Origin of the sequence: Thermoflexibacter ruber, assembly GCF_900113045.1 — a bacterium.
Lineage (GTDB): Bacteria > Bacteroidota > Bacteroidia > Cytophagales > Thermoflexibacteraceae > Thermoflexibacter > Thermoflexibacter ruber.
This window is the reverse complement of record NZ_FONY01000001.1, coordinates 117932-137802: the sequence shown is the minus strand read 5'-3', so window position 1 is coordinate 137802 and position 19871 is coordinate 117932. Positions and strand designations below refer to the sequence as shown.

The 19871-nt window shown below is 38.2% G+C and carries 15 protein-coding genes and 1 riboswitch; of the genes, 7 read left to right on the top strand and 8 right to left on the bottom strand.

The genetic code is table 11. From position 1 onward, the window contains the following. Positions 1 to 54: 54 nt before the first annotated feature. Positions 55 to 789 carry an outer membrane beta-barrel protein gene (locus BM141_RS00515; RefSeq protein ID WP_091538293.1) on the bottom strand — a complete coding sequence of 245 codons (735 nt, stop codon included), beginning with the start codon at positions 787 to 789 and terminating at the stop codon, positions 55 to 57. Between the two features lie 436 nt (positions 790 to 1225). Between BM141_RS00515 and BM141_RS00510 the strand changes: the two genes are divergently transcribed. From BM141_RS00510 to BM141_RS00495, 4 genes are all read left to right on the top strand, one after another. Beyond that, positions 1226 to 2209 carry a hypothetical protein gene (locus BM141_RS00510; RefSeq protein ID WP_143090731.1) on the top strand — a complete coding sequence of 328 codons (984 nt, stop codon included), beginning with the start codon at positions 1226 to 1228 and terminating at the stop codon, positions 2207 to 2209. 35 nt (positions 2210 to 2244) lie between these two features. Continuing rightward, on the top strand, positions 2245 to 3486 hold the full coding sequence (locus tag BM141_RS00505; RefSeq protein WP_177217218.1) for an S-adenosylmethionine:tRNA ribosyltransferase-isomerase: 1242 nt from the start codon (positions 2245 to 2247) through the stop codon (positions 3484 to 3486). A 287-nt stretch (positions 3487 to 3773) separates the two neighbouring features. Then, positions 3774 to 4427, top strand: a complete 654-nt coding sequence (locus BM141_RS00500) for a response regulator (RefSeq protein WP_091538287.1) — start codon at positions 3774 to 3776, stop codon at positions 4425 to 4427. 124 nt (positions 4428 to 4551) lie between these two features. Beyond that, positions 4552 to 5778, top strand: coding sequence for a Glu/Leu/Phe/Val dehydrogenase dimerization domain-containing protein (locus tag BM141_RS00495; protein WP_091538544.1), 1227 nt, complete (start codon positions 4552 to 4554; stop codon positions 5776 to 5778). Positions 5779 to 5861: 83 nt separating this feature from the next. Here BM141_RS00495 and BM141_RS00490 read toward each other — a convergent pair whose 3' ends face one another. The 6 genes from BM141_RS00490 to metE form a co-directional block, all read right to left on the bottom strand. Beyond that, positions 5862 to 6617: a TIGR02757 family protein gene (locus BM141_RS00490; RefSeq protein WP_091538285.1), complete on the bottom strand. Its 756-nt coding sequence runs from the start codon at positions 6615 to 6617 to the stop codon at positions 5862 to 5864. A 49-nt stretch (positions 6618 to 6666) separates the two neighbouring features. Further along, positions 6667 to 8475, bottom strand: coding sequence for a 1-deoxy-D-xylulose-5-phosphate synthase (locus BM141_RS00485; RefSeq protein WP_091538283.1), 1809 nt, complete (start codon positions 8473 to 8475; stop codon positions 6667 to 6669). 237 nt (positions 8476 to 8712) lie between these two features. Next, the gene (locus BM141_RS00480) at positions 8713 to 9111 is read right to left on the bottom strand and encodes an acyl-CoA thioesterase (protein ID WP_091538281.1); all 399 of its coding nucleotides are present in this window, start codon (positions 9109 to 9111) and stop codon (positions 8713 to 8715) included. After that, the gene (locus BM141_RS00475; RefSeq protein ID WP_091538279.1) at positions 9111 to 9671 is read right to left on the bottom strand and encodes a PAS domain-containing protein; all 561 of its coding nucleotides are present in this window, start codon (positions 9669 to 9671) and stop codon (positions 9111 to 9113) included. The genes BM141_RS00480 and BM141_RS00475 overlap by 1 nt, the downstream gene beginning before the upstream one ends. A gap of 8 nt (positions 9672 to 9679) precedes the next feature. Then, the gene (locus BM141_RS00470) at positions 9680 to 9922 is read right to left on the bottom strand and encodes a cysteine-rich CWC family protein (RefSeq protein ID WP_091538277.1); all 243 of its coding nucleotides are present in this window, start codon (positions 9920 to 9922) and stop codon (positions 9680 to 9682) included. A gap of 85 nt (positions 9923 to 10007) precedes the next feature. Continuing rightward, positions 10008 to 12317, bottom strand: coding sequence for a 5-methyltetrahydropteroyltriglutamate--homocysteine S-methyltransferase (gene metE / locus BM141_RS00465; RefSeq protein WP_091538274.1), 2310 nt, complete (start codon positions 12315 to 12317; stop codon positions 10008 to 10010). A gap of 178 nt (positions 12318 to 12495) precedes the next feature. Next, positions 12496 to 12690: riboswitch (cobalamin riboswitch) on the bottom strand. Positions 12691 to 12887: 197 nt separating this feature from the next. Between metE and BM141_RS00460 the strand changes: the two genes are divergently transcribed. Further along, positions 12888 to 16619 (top strand): DUF7149 domain-containing protein, encoded by a 3732-nt coding sequence (locus BM141_RS00460; RefSeq protein ID WP_091538273.1) that lies wholly within the window; start codon positions 12888 to 12890, stop codon positions 16617 to 16619. On the opposite strand, the gene BM141_RS00455 is transcribed toward BM141_RS00460, so the two are convergent. Continuing rightward, positions 16608 to 17606, bottom strand: coding sequence for a sensor histidine kinase (locus BM141_RS00455; protein WP_091538271.1), 999 nt, complete (start codon positions 17604 to 17606; stop codon positions 16608 to 16610). The genes BM141_RS00460 and BM141_RS00455 overlap by 12 nt on opposite strands. 190 nt (positions 17607 to 17796) lie before the next feature. Between BM141_RS00455 and BM141_RS00450 the strand changes: the two genes are divergently transcribed. Together BM141_RS00450 and BM141_RS00445 are read left to right on the top strand one after the other, a co-directional pair. After that, the gene (locus BM141_RS00450; RefSeq protein WP_143090730.1) at positions 17797 to 18417 is read left to right on the top strand and encodes a hypothetical protein; all 621 of its coding nucleotides are present in this window, start codon (positions 17797 to 17799) and stop codon (positions 18415 to 18417) included. 51 nt (positions 18418 to 18468) lie between these two features. Then, positions 18469 to 19860 (top strand): alpha/beta hydrolase family protein, encoded by a 1392-nt coding sequence (locus tag BM141_RS00445; RefSeq protein ID WP_091538267.1) that lies wholly within the window; start codon positions 18469 to 18471, stop codon positions 19858 to 19860. The last annotated feature ends 11 nt before the right edge of the window (positions 19861 to 19871 follow it).

Below are 19871 nucleotides of genomic sequence, written 5' to 3'. Positions count from 1 at the left end.
AAGCCTCAGAATCCTAAAATTCTGAGGCTTTTCTTATATGTAAATTACCTTGAATTACTTACCTATCTTGAAGCCAAGACCAACATTGATAGCCCAGCCTCTTGTGCGTACATCACTGTTACCCATGCCGATAGAACTGATGTATTGGTCACCTAAACCATATTTGTTATTTACATCAGTGATACCATGTCTGTAGCGAGCATCTATCATCAAAGTAGCAAATTTGATGTCGAAATCAACACCTAAACCTACAATCATAGCCCAGTCCATTGACTTGAAGTTATTAGTAGCATCAACACGGTATTTCAAAGGACTTCCTGCGGCAGTCATACCTTCTACGTTACCTGTTGCATACACGTTTGCGTCCATAGATGGACCGATAAAGATTTTTGGCTCATATACAGAAAGCACAGGCAACTTGAAGTAAGTCAATAAGTTCGCCTGAACATTGCTCAATCTGTAATCAGTCAATCTTGGACCATTAGTAGCTTCAGTTGCAAAACGAGAAGCACCACTTTGAGAGAAGCCAACTTCTAAAGCTGTTCCTACCCAACTGTTGAAGTTCAAGTGAGCAAAAGCCAATGCCTGACCGCCTGAATAGTAGTTAGTTGCACTCCAGTCATGTGAAACCAACATTTTGTTTACAGTTAAGCCACCTTTCACACCGATAAGGAAGCTTGATTTTGACTCAGGTTTAGCTGCATCTTGTGCTTGTGCGTTGCTAAATGCAAAAGCAAAAACAGTAGCTAAAGCTACCAACAAGCTTAATTTTTTCAAACCTTTTTTCATGGATTGTAAGTGTTTTTCTTTAAGTTTATTAATAAATATAACAACAAAATTACGTATAAAAACGATATTCAAAAAAAAATCGCTACAATTTACGCAAATTTTGTAACATAAAACAAATTCGCCACAAAAATAAAATGATAATTTTTAGCTAATATGGTTTATGTTGTTGTTTGCAAACCAATAGAAAATAAAGGTTTTACTATTTTCTATCAGTTTATTTCGAGAGCAAAAATAAATACTTTTTTCACTTTGCCAAAATTTAAGCTAACTTTCTTGTAGAAAAAACACTTTAAGTAATAAGATAAAGCTAAGAATGATTCAATTAGAAAGCCATAAATACGATAACTTTGTACTGACTTAGCTAACTTTGTGCGGTCTTTTAGGCAAAATAATCATTTGGAAAGGCATTAAAAGCAAACATAATGATAATAAATTAATGAATTTGACCAAACAGCAAACAATCACTTGGAAAGTAATTATTACATGGATTTTTGTTCTGAACGCCTGTGGAGGGTTTAAAGATGCCTCGCTTAATTCGCAACTTGATAAGAGTAATTGCAATCAGCAAGCAGTTTTCAATTACACCAAAGAGGAATTACCCAAACCTATTCATACTCTCGCTATTGATACAATGTTAACTAATTGCTTTTCTTTTCATTCTTTGAATAATGCAAATGCTATTGGAGTTATTGGGCTTTTGACCGATTTTGTAAACTTAAAAAAAGACTATCAAACGAATCCAACTCTCGAGAAAAGAATAAAAATTACTGAACTATCGCAGAAAATACATCAAAGAATCAACGTAGCTTCTCTTGAAATCTCATCTGTGGCAAGTGAAATGGACTGTGAAGAGGAGCGAGCCGACCAAGTAGCTACTTATTTGAAAGAAAAAGAAGATGAAGCGGAAACCAAACTCACCGTTGGGGCAGTCGTTATTGGTGCAACAGGGGCAGTAATTGCAGGTATTTTATTAGCTAATGGTGATGAGAGCAACCGACCCGAGTTCATTGGAATTGGTGCAGGTTTGGCAGAAACCACTTTAGGTATGCTGATTCTACTAAATAAGAGAAAAGTACATTTTTATCACCCAAGAAATGCCCTCCAAGATATTTGGACTGCCCCTGCGACTTCAAGAATTTTTCCTCCTGCGGTTTGGTATTACTTGACTTACGAAAATAAAAATGAGAAATCTTTAAGACAACAACTTGTGGACAAATGGCTGGGCTTTGGACAAATTGCAGATACAAGAGAAAAAAAGAAGGAAGATGTTTATTACTTATTTTTTGGGAAAGGTGGGAAATATACAGCCGACCAACTAACAAATAGGGCTAATATGCACGACCAAATTGAGGCACAAATCAACTTGATGAAACAAGACTTGAAACTCTTAGCTTTGGAACTCGAAAAATTAGACAATTAAAAGCATTTTAGTATCATAAAATTATTACAATACTCATGAAACCTGATTTAGAAGCTATTAATCTTGCTGATTACTACTACGAACTTCCAGAAGAACGTATCGCTAAATTTCCTTTGGAAAAAAGAGATGAGTCTAAGTTACTTATTTACAATCAACAAGCTCAAATTGTTCACGACCAATTTAAAAATATTTCTACTTATCTTTCACAGGAGGATACCTTGTTTTTTAACGATACCAAAGTCACTCCTGCGCGATTATACTTTCAAAAGCATACAGGGGCAGTAGTGGAAATCTTTTTACTCAATCCTATTACTCCCCTCGAGGTTCACTCTGCCATGCTTACTACCGACCAATGCACTTGGGCATGTGCCGTAGGTAATTTAAAAAGACTAAAAAATGAACCTGTATTAGAACGAATAGTAAGCATCAACGGACAAGAAATTACCTTGAAAGCCGAATTGGAAGATTACGAGAAACAAATCATTAATTTTGAATGGGACAGTCCCCATATTTCCTTTGCCGAGCTTCTTACTTATATAGGTGAAGTTCCCTTGCCACATTATTTAAAAAGAGAAGCACAAGAAAGCGATAAAACGAATTATCAAACAATATATGCCAAAAATGAGGGGGCGGTTGCTGCGCCTACCGCAGGACTGCACTTTACAGAAAACCTTTTAGAAAAAATACAAAAACAAGGGGTAAAGTTAGATTACCTAACCTTGCACGTAGCAGGAGGTACTTTCCAACCTATCCGACACGAAAAAATCATAGACCACCCCATGCATGCCGAGCAGATGATAGTCAGTAGGCAAAATTTGGAAAACCTCCTCAGTAGTAAAAAAATTATTGCTGTAGGGACTACTTCTATGCGAACTTTGGAAAGCCTGTATTGGTATGGAGTAAAACTGATGAGTCTGCCAGATGCCCCTTTCAAAATTGCTAAGTTGATGCCTTACAGATATGAAGTAGAAATATTGCCAAGTCGACAAGAAGCTTTCCAAGAAGTGCTTAGCTATATGAAAAGGCATAAATTAGAAAAAATTAGTGGAGAAACAGAAATTATGATAGTGCCGACTTATCCTTTCCAAGTTTGTGATGCCCTTATTACCAACTTCCACTTGCCAAGCACTACATTGATTCTTTTAGTAGCCGCCTTTGTAGGAGAAGCATGGAAACAGATTTACCAAGCGGCTTTGGAAAATAACTATCGCTTTCTCAGTTTTGGAGATAGCTCTCTATTGTTTAGACAAAGTAACATAAATAAGATAAGTGTTTAATAATAAGGTCTTTACATTTTGAAAATCTACCCTTTAACTACTAAAAATTAGGTAATTATACTTAAAAAAATTAAGTAATTAAACTTATTTTTCCAATTTTTTCATCTATTTTAAAGTTATGGTGAATATTTTGCTAATTGTGGTTAATGTTTTGCTAAATGTAATTTATGAGTTGGTTTTTATTCATTTTCCATGATTTTGTCGCTTTAAGTTATTCCTTTCCAACTCTTACAACTATTAAACCCTTTTGAATTAATTGATTTATTTTAAGTAGCTTATTTGATAAGATGATACAATTAATGTTGGTTGATGACCACCAAATCATCAGAGATGGGATAAAGCAATTACTGACCAATGAGAGCGATATTAAAGTAGTAGCAGAAGCATCTAACGTAAAAGAGGCTTTAAAACATTTAGAAAATGTAAAGCCTAATATAGTGATGACTGATTTGTCAATGCCTAATGGGAGCGGCTTTGACTTTATTAAATCTGTAACGGCTAACTATCCTGAGATTAAAGTAGTGGTATTAAGTATGCACGTAGAAGAGGCTTACATACGCAAAGCCATAGAGTTAGGGGTATCAGGCTACATGCCCAAAGACATCTCCAAGTATGAGTTGGTAGAAGCCATACAAAGTGTCGCCAAAGGCGAAATGTACTTCAGCAGTACCGTTTCTAAGGTGATGATGAACAACATGGTCAAAAAAGTTCGTAAAAGTGAACAAGCCGCTCAAGCTACTGCCAAACTTACTCAACGCGAAAAAGAAATCGTGAAACTTATTTTAGACGGAATGAGCAGTCCTGAAATTGCTGATAAACTATTCATCAGCCACAGAACAGTAGAAAACCACCGTGCCAATATCATGAACAAACTCAAAGTCCGAAATACGATTGAGTTGGTCAAAAAAGTGTTGGAAAATGAATTTTGGGACCAAGATTAATTTTTTTTGTACTCAAACTTAGCCTCATCGGGTCTTGTAAACCTGATGAGGTTTTTTTATGTATGCAATCTGTTTATTTTTTATACTTTTGCACGCAAAAACCAATAAACACATTTTACAAGTAATGGAAGAATTATTACAAAAGTTTGAGAATAAAAAACCTGAAATTGTATTTGAGTGGCAAGATTCTGAGACAGAGGCTTGTGGCTGGGTAGTCATCAATTCCCTGCGTGGTGGTGCGGCAGGGGGAGGTACACGCATGAGATTAGGGCTTGACAGACGAGAAGTAGAGTCTCTGGCTAAAACTATGGAAATCAAGTTTACCGTATCAGGACCTCCCATAGGCGGCGCAAAATCAGGTATCAATTTTGATCCTAACGACCCTCGCAAAAAATCAGTATTAAAAAGATGGTATAAGGCAGTTGTGCCTTTGCTCAAAAACTATTACGGAACAGGAGGCGACCTAAACGTAGATGAAATCGCAGAGGTTATCCCCATGACTGAAGAATACGGCTTGTGGCACCCACAAGAGGGCATAGTCAATGGTCATTTCCATCCCACAGACCGCGAAAAAATTAATAAATTGGGACAGTTGAGGCAGGGGGTTTCCAAAGTCATAGAAGATGCCAATTACACTCCTGCTTTGCACAAGAAACTCACTGTAGCAGATATGATTACAGGATACGGCGTAGCTCAGTCAGTAGCTCATTATTACGAACTTTGGGACGGAAAATTAGCAGGAAAGCGTGCTATTATACAGGGCTGGGGAAATGTAGGCAGTGCGGCTGGATTTTACTTAGCCAAAATGGGTGTTAAAATCGTTGGTATCATCGATAGAGCAGGCGGACTGATTCTCCCCGAGGGCTTTTCCTTCCAAGAAATCACCAAATTGCTCTTAGACAAAGACGGTAATAAATTGATTGCTCCTAATATGCTGCCTTATGAAAAAGTCAATGAGCAAATCTGGGAAACGCCTGCGGAAATCTTTATCCCTGCGGCTGCGAGCCGTTTAGTTACTCGTAGTCAAATAGATGCACTGATAAAAGTAGGCTTGGAAGTGATAGCCTGTGGGGCAAACGTACCTTTTGCAGACCCAGAAATTTTTATGGGTGCAACAGGTAAGTATGCAGACCAACATATTTCTCTCATTCCTGACTTTATTGCTAACTGTGGCATGGCAAGAGTTTTTGCTTACCTAATGGGGAACGAGGTTGAGGTAACAGACGGAGCTATTTTTGAGGATACTTCTATGACTATTCGCAAAGCTCTCCGCAAGATTAGGTCAGTCAGCGATAGTAAGTCTTTGATAGCGCATCGCGCTTTTGAGATTGCCCTCAAGCAGTTAATCTAAGGTAAGCTATCACAAAGATAAATAGGTGATTTTAAATATGTTCCTTTATATATAACTTAGCTAAAAACCCTAAAGATTTACTATCAAAATTTTTCTAAGCCCAGTCCAAAAAGTGCAAAATCGTACTTGACGGGGTCTTGAGGGTCAAGTTTTTTCAAATTTTCTGTGAGTTCTATGGCTGCTTCCCAGTCCGTCTGAGGGCGTGTGAGCAAGTGAAGTTTGCGTGCTACTCGTTCTACATGTACGTCCAAAGGACAAATCAAATACTGAGGAGCGATTTTTTCCCATAGCCCAAAATCTACGCCTTTGTTATCTTTTCTGACCATCCAACGCAAGTACATGTTCAGCCTCTTGCAGGCAGACTTTCGCTCAGGGGTAGAAATATGCTTGCGAGTGCGTAAAGGACTGTCCTCTAAGCTAAAAAACAAACGGTGAAAGTGGATAAGTGCTTCTTTCATACTCATTACTTTCTCCTTATACAAAAAAGCACTCTCTAAAGAGTCATGTTCAGCATAAAAATTTTTGAGAAAGTGGATAAAGTACAGTGTATCAATATCATTAAAAGTACGATGCTTGAATTTTAAAAAAGGTTTTAGGTCGTTGGCTTGGTGGTTTCGGATAAAATCAAAAGGAGTGTAGTCCATGAGGCTAAGCAACTCTTTGCATTTCTTGATGATAGTAACTCGCTGTCCCCACGCCAATACTGCCGCAAACAAACCTGCAATCTCAATATCTTGCTTTTGTGAAAAAAGATGTGGAATTTGGATAGGGTCATGCTCAATGAAGTTTGGCTGGTTATACTGTGCTACTTTTTCATCTAAAAATGCTTTCAGGTTCATTTCATTTATTTTTTGGGTTATGTATTGAAAATTGAATAGTTACAAAAGGCTAATTAACTCTCAGCAGGTTGTAGCTTTGCTCTACTCTTTGGGCTATTTTTTCTGCGGTCAAGCCACACTCCTCATAGAGTTCTTGCATTTCTCCTTGTTCTATAAAATGGTCAGGAATACCTATGCGAATCAAAGGCTTAAAGTATTGGTTATCAAGCATAAACTCTGCTATAGCACTGCCAAAACCACCGTGCAGGCAACCATCTTCTATGGTGAAAATAAACTTATACTTAGCAAAAACTTGATGTAAAAGTGCCTCGTCCAAAGGTTTAACAAACCGCATGTCGTACAAAGAAGGGAATATATCTTTTTCTTTGAGCAAACTGCAAGCCTTTAAAGCATGATTCCCAATATGTCCAATACTTAATATGGCTATTTTTTCTCCTTCTACTACTTGTCTTCCTTTACCAATAGGCACAGCCTCAAAAGGGACTCGCCAATCCAGCACGACTCCATTCCCTCTGGGGTAGCGAATACTGAAAGCCTTATCTTGCAGCGCCGCAATATCCAATTGGCTTGTATAGAGTAAGTTGCGAAGCTCTATCTCATTCATAGGAGCAGAAACTATCATATTGGGCAGGCAGCGAAAGTATGCTAAGTCAAACACTCCATGATGCGTTGCACCGTCTGCTCCTACCAGACCTGCTCTATCCAAGCAAAATATTACCCTCAATTTTTGCACACAAACATCGTGAATCACTTGGTCATAAGCCCTTTGCATAAAAGTAGAATAAATATTACAAAAAGGAAGTTTGCCTTGAGTAGCTAATCCTGCCGAGAAAGTAACCGCGTGTTGCTCAGCTATGCCCACATCAAAAGTACGCTCTGGAAACGTCTGCATCAATAGTCGCATAGAAGAGCCAGAGAGCATAGCAGGGGTAACTCCCACAATACGAAGGTTTTGCTGGGCTAACTCTACCAAAGTTTCTCCAAACACATCTTGGTATTTGGGGGGAGTTGGTACTGTCATTTGTGTTTTGCGAATTTTCCCTGTAACTTTATTGAAAGTAGTAGGGGCATGCCAAGTTACTTGGTCGTCCTCTGCCACATGATAACCCTTGCCTTTGACAGTCTGTATATGAAGGAGTTGTACCCCTTTATTTTCTTTTGTTTTTCTTAGTGTTTCTAAAAGCACAGGCAAATTATGTCCATTGATTTTGCCGATGTAAGGAATTTGCAAGGCTTTAAACAAGTTATTTTGCTGTATAGCACCCTCTTTTTGTAAGTATTCATGCAAGGCTCCTATGTTGGGGTCTATCGACATTCCGTTGTCATTAAGAATAATAAGCAGATTGACATGCTTAAATCGCTTTGCTCCTGCGTTGTTAAGAGCTTCGTAAACCATACCCGCAGTCATTGCCCCATCGCCTATCACTGCAATATGATACCTGTCTGTATTTTCATTAGCGACTGCCATGCCCAGAGCCGCAGAGATAGAAGTAGAAGAATGTCCCGTGCCAAAAGCATCATAAGGACTTTCTTCCCGCTTAGGAAAACCTGAAATCCCTTGGTAGCGTCTATTGGTATGGAAACTATCTCGCCGTCCTGTCAAAATTTTATGCCCGTAGGCTTGATGCCCTACGTCCCACACTATCAAGTCTTTGGGAGTATCAAAAAGATAATGCAGGGCTACTGTAAGTTCTACTGTCCCCAAGCTTGCTCCTAAATGTCCACCATACATTGAAACCACATCTATAATGAATTGCCGTAGTTCTTCACAAATCGCTGGCAGTTCATTTTCGCTGTATTTTTTTAAATCTTGTGGAGAATTGATTTGGGAAATATATTTGTACGTATTGGTATTCAAGATATTAGAAAATAAGGCATTTTTTTAACTGCAAATTAGCATTAATTTCACAATAAAGTAATTATGCCGTTTTTTACTTAGCAATCTTGAAAACCACCTTGTTTTTTGCGTTAAATTTTAAATAGAGTTTTATGATTTGACTACTTTTCAGTCTTAGATGGTTTATTCATAGTAAGTAGTTATTAATTATGGAACACGGATAATACTGATTTTACAGATAAAACACAGATTAGCTTTCTACAAAACCGACACAGGCTTTTTGTTCTCGTCAATCGCAACGAAGGTAAAAATCCCTTTGATTGCTTGCTTGCGAGTATCGTTGTACATTTCTTCTACCATAATCTCTACCTCTACATCTAAGCTCGTTTTACCAACTCTCGTTATTTTACCTATTAACTCTATTATGGTGTCGGCAGGAATGGGCTGCTTAAAATCTATCTTACCTGATGATACCGTAACAACTTTTTTTCGACAAAAACGGGTAGCCGTAATAAAGGCAACCTCGTCCATCAGATACATCGCCATTCCGCCAAAAAGGGTATCATAGTGGTTAGTAGTATTAGGAAAAACTACCTTGAAAACACGTGTTTCAGATGCTTTTATTTTTTGGGCTAAATCTAAGCTTTCTTTGCTCATTATATTTCTTGTTCTAAGGCTAAATAATGTGAAATTTGACCAAGTGGACTGGTTAATGGGTGAATTTCTACTCTGCAAAAATACTCCTCCCCATTTTTCCTGTAATTGACAATCGTTAAATCAAAGTTTTTACCTTCTTGCAATTTTTGCCTGAATTGCAAACGTGTATTTGGGTCAGTATTTTTTCCTTGTAAAAAACTTGGTCTTTTGCCGAGCACTTCGCAAGTCCGATAGCCTGTCATTGTTTCAAAACCTTTATTGACCCACAAAATTACTCTCTCGGCATTGGTCAGAACAAGAGCCTCATAGGGCTTTTGCAATATTTCATTAAGATTATTCTGCCATTGCATTTGCAGAGCAATTTTCTGTAAATATTGCCTATCTCTATTGTCATCTAACCTCACTTGCCAACTAAGCGAAGCTACATCAAAACATTCTAAAATATGTTTTGATGTAGTGCTGGAGAATATGTAGGCTTGTAAAGCCCGACGTTCCTCTAAAGACAAACTCATCAGAAAAACATCTAAACACATCATTCTATCTAAGTTTTTCTTACTCATTGTTCAGACTATTTGAAGTTCATAAAATTGAAAAAATACCTAATTTTTCTTTCAAAGGCTTTTTGCTTACGCTCATTTTTCAAGGCAATCATACACGCCAAACACAAGCAATCCTCATATTTTTCACGAATGTAAGTTCTATCGCTCTCATCAAGCCGAACAGCTGTACATTGACACAAATGGATACTACCCAATTTGCACTCAAATTCGGCTTGGCATCGCGGACATACCTTGATTTCGTGTTGTGGCATTTCTTGAAAAATTTAAACCTTCGATGATTGCTAAAACTTGGCAATCTCCATAAGAGCAAAACTCTTACGGAGATTTGCGCATCTTTTATACCTTTACCGCACTTACTTCTTCACGCAACTCTTGGGCAGCCTGTACCATATTTTGCAGGGCAAGTTTTGTTTCTTCCCAACGGCGAGTTTTCAAGCCACAATCAGGATTTACCCAGATATTTTCTAAAGGCAAAACTTCGGTAGCTTTATTGAGCAACTGCTTAATTTCGGCTACGCTTGGCACGCGAGGCGAGTGTATGTCATATACACCGGGACCAATTTCGTTTGGGTACTTGAATGCCGTAAAAGCATTGAGCAATTCCATTGCTGAGCGAGATGTTTCTATTGTGATGACATCAGCGTCCATAGCGGCGATATGCTCTATAATATCGTTGAACTCCGAATAACACATATGCGTATGTATTTGTGTTTCATCTTTCACACCACTTGCTGCAAGGCGAAACGCTTTCACAGCCCAATCCAAGTACGTTGTCCAATCTTTTTTGCCTAATGGCAGCCCTTCTCGTATAGCTGGCTCATCAATCTGAATAACCTGAATTCCTGCTTGCTCCAAAGCTATGACCTCGTCGCGAATAGCAAGGGCAATTTGGAAGGCAGTTTCTTTACGAGCTTGGTCGTTGCGAACAAAAGACCACTGCAAAATAGTTACAGGACCTGTAAGCATTCCTTTCATCAGTTTTTTTGTATGTTTCTGGGCAAAACTACTCCAACGCACCGAAAGGTCTTTATTACGTGCTACATCACCAAAAATAATTGGTGGTTTTACACAACGGCTGCCATAACTTTGCACCCAGCCATTTTCAGTAAAAGCAAAGCCCTCTAAAAGTTCGCCAAAGTACTCTACCATATCATTGCGTTCAAATTCACCGTGTACCAAGACATCTAAGCCCACCTCTTCCTGCCAACTAATAGCCTCCAAAGTAGCTTTTTCAATCTCGGCTTCGTATTGGGCTTGTGTGAGTTCACCTTTTTTCCATCTTGCCCTAAGCTGTCGCACATCAGTAGTTTGTGGAAATGAGCCTATCGTAGTAGTTGGGAATAAAGGCAGCTTGAAACGCTTTTTTTGCAAAGCCTGACGCACCACAAATGACGATTGACGAGAAAAATCCTCTTCGCAAATTCCTTGCAATCTTTCTTTTACTTTCGGATTGTGAATGAGCGTTGAGGTTTTACGATTTTGATGAGCTTGTATGTTTTCTTGCAGGGCTTTTTCCAACTCAGGCGTTTTTTCGCCTTTAGCAAGTTTTGTGAGCGTAACTACCTCATTCAACTTTTGCTTGGCAAAAGCTAACCACTGCTTGATTTCAGGATTAAGTTTTTGCTCAAAGTCTAAATCATAGGGGCTATGAAGCAAGGAACACGAAGGGGCAATCCAGACTCTTTCCTTACCCAGCTTATCTACTGCTTTTTGAATGACTTGTAAAGATTGCTCAAAATCATTTTTCCAAATATTTCTGCCATCAACTATCCCCAAAGAAAGAATTTGCGAGTCTAAATTTTTGTGTGTCAAAATATCGTCTAATTGAGAAGGACAACGCACCAAATCTAAGTGCAAGACCTCCAAAGGCAGTTGTAAGGCAGTGGCTAAATTATCGCCATAGCAATCAAAATAATTAGCTAAAATGATTTTAAGCTGAGGCACTTGTTTTTTGATTTCGGTATAGACTTGAACAAAAACTTGACGTTCTTTGTCTGTTAAGTCCATAGCCAGATAAGGTTCGTCTATCTGTACCCAAACAGCCCCTTGTACCTGCAATTTTTGTAAGATTTCAATATAAACAGGCAGTAGTTGGTCTATCACATCCAATTTTGAGAAGCCTTTATCTTTCTCTTTTCCTAAAAGTAGATAAGAAACTGCCCCAATCAGTACAGGTTTGGCATTAAATCCCAAATTTTTGGCTTCGGCAAATTCCTCAAAAACTTTTGTTCCAAAAACTTGAAAAGTTTGATTTTTTTTAAATTCAGGGACAATGTAATGGTAGTTGGTATCAAACCACTTGGTCATTTCCATAGCGGTAAGGTCGTAGCCATCTCTCTGATAGCCGCGAGCCATCGCAAAATACAAATCTAAATTTGATTGGGTGGAACGTAGAGGCTGATACCTGTCTGGGATATTGCCTAAGAGCAAGGACATATCCAGCACTTGGTCGTAGAAAGAAAAATCATTGACAGGAATTAGCTCTATACCTGCCGTTTGTTGCGTTTGCCAGTTTTGTGTTCTGATTTTTTTGGCAGTTTCAAGCAGTTCGTTTAGCAAGATTTTTCCTGTCCAATAGGCTTCGCAGGCTTTTTTAAGTTCACGTTGGCTACCAATCCTCGGATAGCCTAAGTTGTGATTTTGCATTGCTTTTTTGTGTTTTTAAAAGGTTTGAAAAATACTTTTCAAAAACTTCGCAATGCACTCGTGTTTTGGGAAATGTAGAATAAAAGTCATAAACGAATAGGAACACATTTTACCTGTATAGGCAAAATACGAAACACTACTCATCAGACCTGACTCTCCGCCCCAATCCACGAGGGCATTTGTCAATCCTTTGTAGGCAAGTCTCCTGGCTCGTAACGGCTTCTGCCGACCTTCTCACTCAAAACATTTTGAGCAATGGTACGCAAGGGCAAAAGCCTTTGGTGTGTTACTTACAGTTGCGGGACAGCTCGCGATTTGCACACGATTCCTTTTTCATCAGCCTCTCGGCTGAACCTGCAAAGTGTTGATGAAATCTTGAAAAAATAAAAACAAATCAAAGTTAGTACATTTATAATAAAAATGCAAAATTATCATTTCAGAAAAGTAAGACTATAGAGCAATTTTCAAGACGAAAGCTCAGACGGTTTAATAAAGAAGAAAAGTAAACCTTTGGCAGGTGTTAAGAACTTTTCACTAAATTTGAAAATAAAAACCAAACTCATTTAACACTTGACAGTAGAAGTCCTTACTCCTCAGCAATCTATTAGTGAAATCTATCAGGCGCATTACTTAGTCCGCCGAGAAATCGACTTGCTCAAAAGCGAATTGGGCAGGCTTTTTAGCAGGATTGATGAAAACGAATCGGAGGAACACTTTAAAAATATTACTGCTGATTTTTTGAAAACTGTTTTTTACAAGACTGACTATGAGGTAAATACCAAAAATCGCAAAGATTTGGTCATTCACAACGGCAAGTCGGTCAAAGATGCCGTAGGGGTAATCATAGAAGCAAAAAAGCCAAGCAATAAGGCAGAGATGTTTAGTGCAGAAAAACCCAATGCAAAAGCCCTGCATGAGTTGATTCTGGACTACTTTGAGGAGAGAGAAGAAAAAGACAATATAGAAATCAAGTATCTCATTATCACTAATTTGTATGAGTGGTTTATTTTTGATGAAAATGGGTTTGACAAGGCTTTTTATAGAAATACAGAAATAAAAAAACTTTACAAAAGCAAAAAAGAACAAGGCAAGGACAATCCTTTTTTTTATACAGAATTGGCTAAAATACTCAGCCAAGTTGATGATAACCTAAAAGTTACCTATTTTAACCTCAAAGACTACCAGCAAGTCGCCGCCCTCCCACCTGACGATGAACAAGACCTTGTTTTTGAGCATCTGTGGAAGGTGCTTTCTCCTGCTCACCTGCTCAAACTCCCTTTGAGCAACGATGCCAATACGCTTAATCAGCCTTTTTACAATGAGTTACTGCACATTTTGGGCTTGGAGGAGGTTATAGACAAATCGCAAGGGGGCAAGAAACTTATCAAGCGAATCCAAAAAGAAAGCGAAAGAAGCGAGGGAAGTATGATGGAAAATGTCCTTTACATAATAAGTTTGGACAAAAAATGGCAACACTTGCCTAACCTGAGCGAATACGGAGATACGCCCCAAGAGCAGTTAGAAGAAATTGCGATTTCGCTTTGTATCACTTGGCTCAATCGGATTTTGTTTTTAAAACTTTTAGAAGGTCAGCTACTTACCTACAAAATCAACGAGCAGGTGATAAATGAAAAAGAGCAAGGGAAAAGTGCTAATCCTGTGGATTTGAGCAAGGTAAGGTTTTTGCACACCACCCAAATCAAAGATTTTGACGAACTGCACGAACTATTTTTTGAAGTTTTAGCAGTAAAAAAGCACGAGCGAAACAAGGTAGTCAGCGAGAAATTTGGAGAAATTCCTTACCTGAACAGTTCTCTGTTCGAGGAAATAGAATTAGAAGAAAAAGTATTAAAAATCAATCAGTTAAAAAATAGACTGGAGATACCGCTCTATAGTCAAACTGTACTGAAAAAAAATGGAAAAAGGCTGACGGGTAAAAAGCGGGCATTGGAATACTTATTTGATTTTTTGGGGGCTTTTGATTTTGCCAAAACAGAAAAAAATAAAATCCAAGAGGAAAGCAAAGACCTTATTAACTCTGCTGTCTTGGGCTTGGTCTTCGAGCAGCTCAACGGCTACAAGGAAGGCTCGTTTTTTACTCCAAGTTTTATCACGATGTATATGTGTAGAGAAACGATTAGAAAAGTCGTAGTGCAGAAGTTCAAACAGGCAAATATTGGTTTTGAAGGAGATAGCTTCGAAGATTTGAAGATGTTTTTGTCTAAGGACAATTATAAATCAGACAGGTTAAGGCTATACAATCAAGTTTTTAATAGCATTAAAATTTGCGACCCCGCAGTTGGTTCAGGACACTTTTTAGTTGCTGCTTTGAACGAATTAATTGCTTGTAAATCAGAACTTCAAATCATTGCAAGTCCTGAAAATATGCTTTTAGGCTTTTTGCAAATAGAAATACAAAATGATGAATTGAGGGTTAAAAACTTGCAGTTAAACGAGGAACACGCATACAGAAAACCGCCTCAAAACTTTACTCAAAAACCTTATTACCAAGTTATTCAAGAAACGCTTTTCCATGAGAAAAAAACACTGATAGAAAACTGCTTGTTTGGAGTGGATATCAACCCTAACTCTGTCAAAATCTGCCGTTTAAGACTTTGGATAGAGTTATTGAAAAATGCCTATTACCAAGCCGAGCCTACGCCCAAAGGTTTCCGATACACCGAACTCGAGACCCTGCCCAACATAGACATCAATATCAAGGTAGGCAATTCGCTCATTAGCCGCTTTGCCCTTGACGACAAGTACCAAAAATTAGCCAATGGTGCAAGGCAGAAACTACGCTTAGCTACTCAAAAATACAAGGAACAGGTCATCATCTACAAAAATACCACAGACCCACAAACCAAGCAAAATGCTGAAAAGGAGATAGCCAATATCAAAAAGCTATTTTCTACTACGGCAAACCCCTATGACAAAGACTATCAGTTGCTCAAAGAAAAAGAAGCACAGTTAGGTGAAATGCCCTTGTTTTTTGACAGAAAAGAGCAGGAAACTTGGATAGAAAATACCCAGAAATTGACTCAGGAGGTAGAAGCACTGAGAAAAAAACACGAAGAGAAACTGCAAACGGTCTATGGCAAGGCTTTTGAGTGGCGGTTTGAGTTTCCCGAAGTGCTAAACGAAGACGGTGATTTTGAAGGCTTTGACTTTGTGGTGGGTAATCCCCCGTATAGTAGAGATTATCTGTCTCGCCTAAAAAAGTTTTTTGACGAATTATTTGAAACAAGTGAATATAAAATAGACCCATTTGTATTTTTCATAGAGCGGGGCACACATTTGTTATACAAAGAAGGCTGGCTCAATATGATTGTTCCAAATACTTGGCTTAATACAGATACATTCTCCAAGTTACGTCATTTTTTACTCAATAAAACTCATATTGAGTTTATTACAAATCTTGGAAGAGATGTATTCCCCAAAGCAAATGTAGATACTTGTATAGTTTCCTTGAACAATTTTAATCCAATAAAAGAAGTCAAAATTACAGATGCTTCTAACGAAAAAGAAAAGGATTTGAGAATCATTAATTACAAAAAACTCTTTTATAAAAATCCGAATGATTGGTTTAAAAATAAAAATTATATATTTGATATTCATATAGATAGCAATGAAAAAGTAATCATTGAAAAATTATTATCCAAATCTATTTTGTTAGGTTCTATCACAGAGATTAGTCAAGGGCTTATCCCTTACAATAAAAGGGAGCAGAGCTTGCTGAATCCTTACATAAGCACTGAACCCCAAGACGAAACTTGGAAGCCCTTTTTAGATAGAGGAAACTGTATTGGTAAGTATTCACTGACTTGGAATGGACTTTACGTTAAGTTTGGTAGTTGGTTATATACAGCTAATCATCCTAAGTTTTATGAAAATGAAAAAATTTTAATTCAAAGGCATAGAAATCCTACATTAAAAACAAGAATAATAGCAACTTATGATAATCAAGGCTATTATTACAAAGATAATCTTTGTGGAGTTATTCTAAAAACTCAAGACTATGATTTAAAATTTCTTTTAGCCGTTTTAAATTCAAGTACTGCCAATTTCTACTATAAGAAGAATCATACAGAAGTAAGTCTTAACCCAACTTATTTAAAACAAATCCCTATTCCCCAACTCTCTGCCGCAGAGCAAGTTCTCTTTGTTGATTTGGTAGAGCAGATTTTAACTAAGAAAAAGCAAGGGCAAGACACCAGCCAATTGGAAAGGGAGATAGATGAGAGGATATTTGACTTGTATGGACTAAGTGAGGAGGAAAAAAAATGGGTATCAAATAGCTAAACTCAAAGGTAAGGCAACCCCAAAAGTAGTCAGCTCTTTGGTAGAATCTACCAGCCAGATACGTCCTTTGAGCTTTTCAGTAGCTCGCTTTGCGGTATAAAGTTTCAGTCCTGTATTTTCTGAGTGTTCGTAGCGATAAAACATATTAAAAATTTTATCACTCGCTTCCAAAGGAATTTCATGCCCTTTATGGCTCACAAAAATCTCAAAATGAGTTTGTTTTAGTACTGTTTTAATTTGTATTATTTCTGGGTCAATTCGCTCATTAACAGGGGTTGTCAGTGTGTAGGCGGCATTCTCAAGTAGATTGTAAAGCAATATTTCAAGGATATTTTTGTCTAAATATAAATCAAAATCATCTACGACAAAGACTTCAAAGCGAACCCCAATAAAAATCTCATTCTTGTAGGCATATTGGTTGATGACTTCATTGATAAGTGTTTGAATACGAAACTGTTGAGGGGAAACAAATGTATTCTTCAGCTTGTTAATAATCATCAATTTTGAGAGGATATTGTCTAAACGCTTGGTTGTCTTTAAAATTAAGTCAAAATAAAATAAAGAATAAGTGTCTTCAATTTCCATTTTAGCTAAATTGCACAAACCTAACAATGTAGCCAACGGCCCTCTGATGTCATGTGCGGCTCTATACACAAAACTGTCCAATTCTTCGTTAATAGCAAGCAGTTCTATATTGGCTTGTTTGAGTTCTTGGGTGCGTTCTTCTACTATTTTTTCCAGATTTGCCTTTGCTGCTTCCAACTCCTCGTTCATGTCATAGAGTTTCGATTGTAGCTTATCGCCTACTTTCGTATGAATCCTCACCTCTTCCAAGAGGCTTTCATACCTTGTAACCAGCAGTGCATACGCCTTTCTCATCACCTCTTCCGATACATCTTTTTGAGCAAGGAGATGCTTAGATTCATTCAAAATGCTGTACTCATTTTGATACAGTTGTATTTGAGCATTTGTTTTCTGGATAGTCATAAAAGTGACAAAGGGTAAAGTCGCAAAATCGTAAAAATTAGGTAGAAATTAAACTTGTATAGAACAAAAATTTCACCAAAAAAACATATATTTGTAGAGGTAGATAGAATAGCGCAGTAAAGTTTCCCAATAGGGAGGCTAAGGTAGCATTTGGACAATAAATTATTAACTACTTCTAATATTTTTACTTATGAAAAACTTACAAATGTGCATGTTCTTGCTAATATGCTTGTTAGTATTAGCCTCTTGTGGTAGCAAAAATGAAGGAACAGAAGCCGCTCAGGAGGAAATCGCCGACAATCCGATGTCAGAAGAAGCCATAGTCAAAATCAAGTTGAATGACGACTTGATGAAAAAATACATCAATGCTATCAAGGTCTTGAAAGAGAAAGGGCAAGAAATCGATAACAATGCCAATGCTATCAGTTCACTCTACCAATACAGTCAGATAGAATCTTTGGTAAAGGAAACAGGGTTCAAGAATATCAATGAATTTGTAGCTGTTCATACCAAAGTAGTTTGGTCTATGGTTAGCTTTCAGAGCGGAGAGGAGATAAAAAATATAGACTATGACAAAGCCAAAAGTGAAAGTGAAAAGAGTTTAGAAGAAGCGCTTAAAGACCCAAATTTGACCGAAGAGGCTAAAAAACAGTTAGAGCAAGCCCGCGAGCTAATGAATAGTTCACTTTCCCAAAGTAAAAACAGTATGCAACAGTACTTAGAACAAATCAAAAAATATGCTACAGAAGAGGACGTTGCGATAGTAAAACATTATATGGAGGATTTGAAAAAAGTTTATGAAATGGAATAGTTGAGTGCATTGAACTTGTTTATTTATTGTCTTAATTTTTTGAGTATAAAAATGAAAAACATAATCTGTATCGTCAGTTTAAGTATTTTTTTGTTTCACTTTGCCCAAGCCCAATTCCAGCGAACTCCAGAACAAGACAGTCTTTTTGCACGCATGCAAAGAAAAACGCAAGCAGATTTCGAACAGATGCGAAAGCAGTTGGGACTTACCGTGCCTAATCGTCCCGGGCCCTCTGGCAATCCAGACGCTCCTAATGCTGCTAATAGAGAAGAAAGTAAAGTCAATTCGTACACTTTGCCAGACCCTTTGCTACTCAAAAATGGGAAAAAAGTAAAAGATGCCAAAACTTGGTGGGAACAGAGGCGACCAGAGATTGTGGAAGATTTCGAAAGAGAAATCTATGGCCGCTTACCACAAAATATTCCCTCGGTAAGTTGGCAGGTCGTAGCTGTCAAAGATACAATAGTGGGTATTTTTTTAGGGAAAGAAAAAACGCTCAAAGGCGTAGTGGATAACGCTGCTTTTCCGTCAATCAAGGTAGAAATAGAAATGGTATTAGTTACACCCGCTAAGCAGCAAGAGGCAGTACCTGTGGTGATAGAGTTTGGTTTTATTAGGTCTCCTTTTGGCAACATGCCTCCAATTACCCCTATCGGGCTTGGCTCGGCAGGCGAACCTACGTGGAAAGAACAACTTTTATCAAAAGGTTGGGGATATGCTGTCATTGTACCTAACAGTATTCAAGCGGATAGCGGGGCGGGGCTAAGCGAGGGGATTATTGGCTTGGTCAATAAGGGGCAGCCTCGCAAACCTGACGACTGGGGTGCCTTGCGTGCGTGGGCTTGGGGCGCAAGCAGAGCCATAGACTATTTGGAAACGGACAAAGACGTAGATGCAAAGCGTTTAGCAATAGAAGGGCTGTCAAGGTACGGAAAAGCTGCGTTAGTAGCTATGGCTTTCGAACCTCGCTTTTCTTTGGGCTTCATAGGGTCGTCAGGTGCGGGAGGTGCCAAAATTTTGAGGAGAGTTTTCGGAGAACAGGTAGAGAATCTGGCTTCTTCTGCTGAGTATCACTGGTTCTGTGGTAATTTTATCAAATATGCAAGCATACTTACCCCCAACGATATGCCCGTAGATGCTCACGAATTAGTTGCCCTCTGCGCCCCCAGACCTGTGTTTATCAGTGCTGGTTCTCCACACGTAGAGGGGCAGTGGGTAGATGCCAAAGGAATGTTTTTAGGAGGCGTACATGCTGGAGGTGTTTACAAACTCTTGGGGAAAAAAGGCTTAGAAAGTGCAGAATTTCCTCCTTTGGGTACGCCCTTAGTCAATGGGGAAATTGCATTTCGCCAACATGCAGGCGGGCATAGTACAGGACCTAATTGGAGTACTTGGATTGCTTGGGCTTGTAGGTATTGGGGAAATGGTAAGTATTTTGATTAGTGCTTAGCATT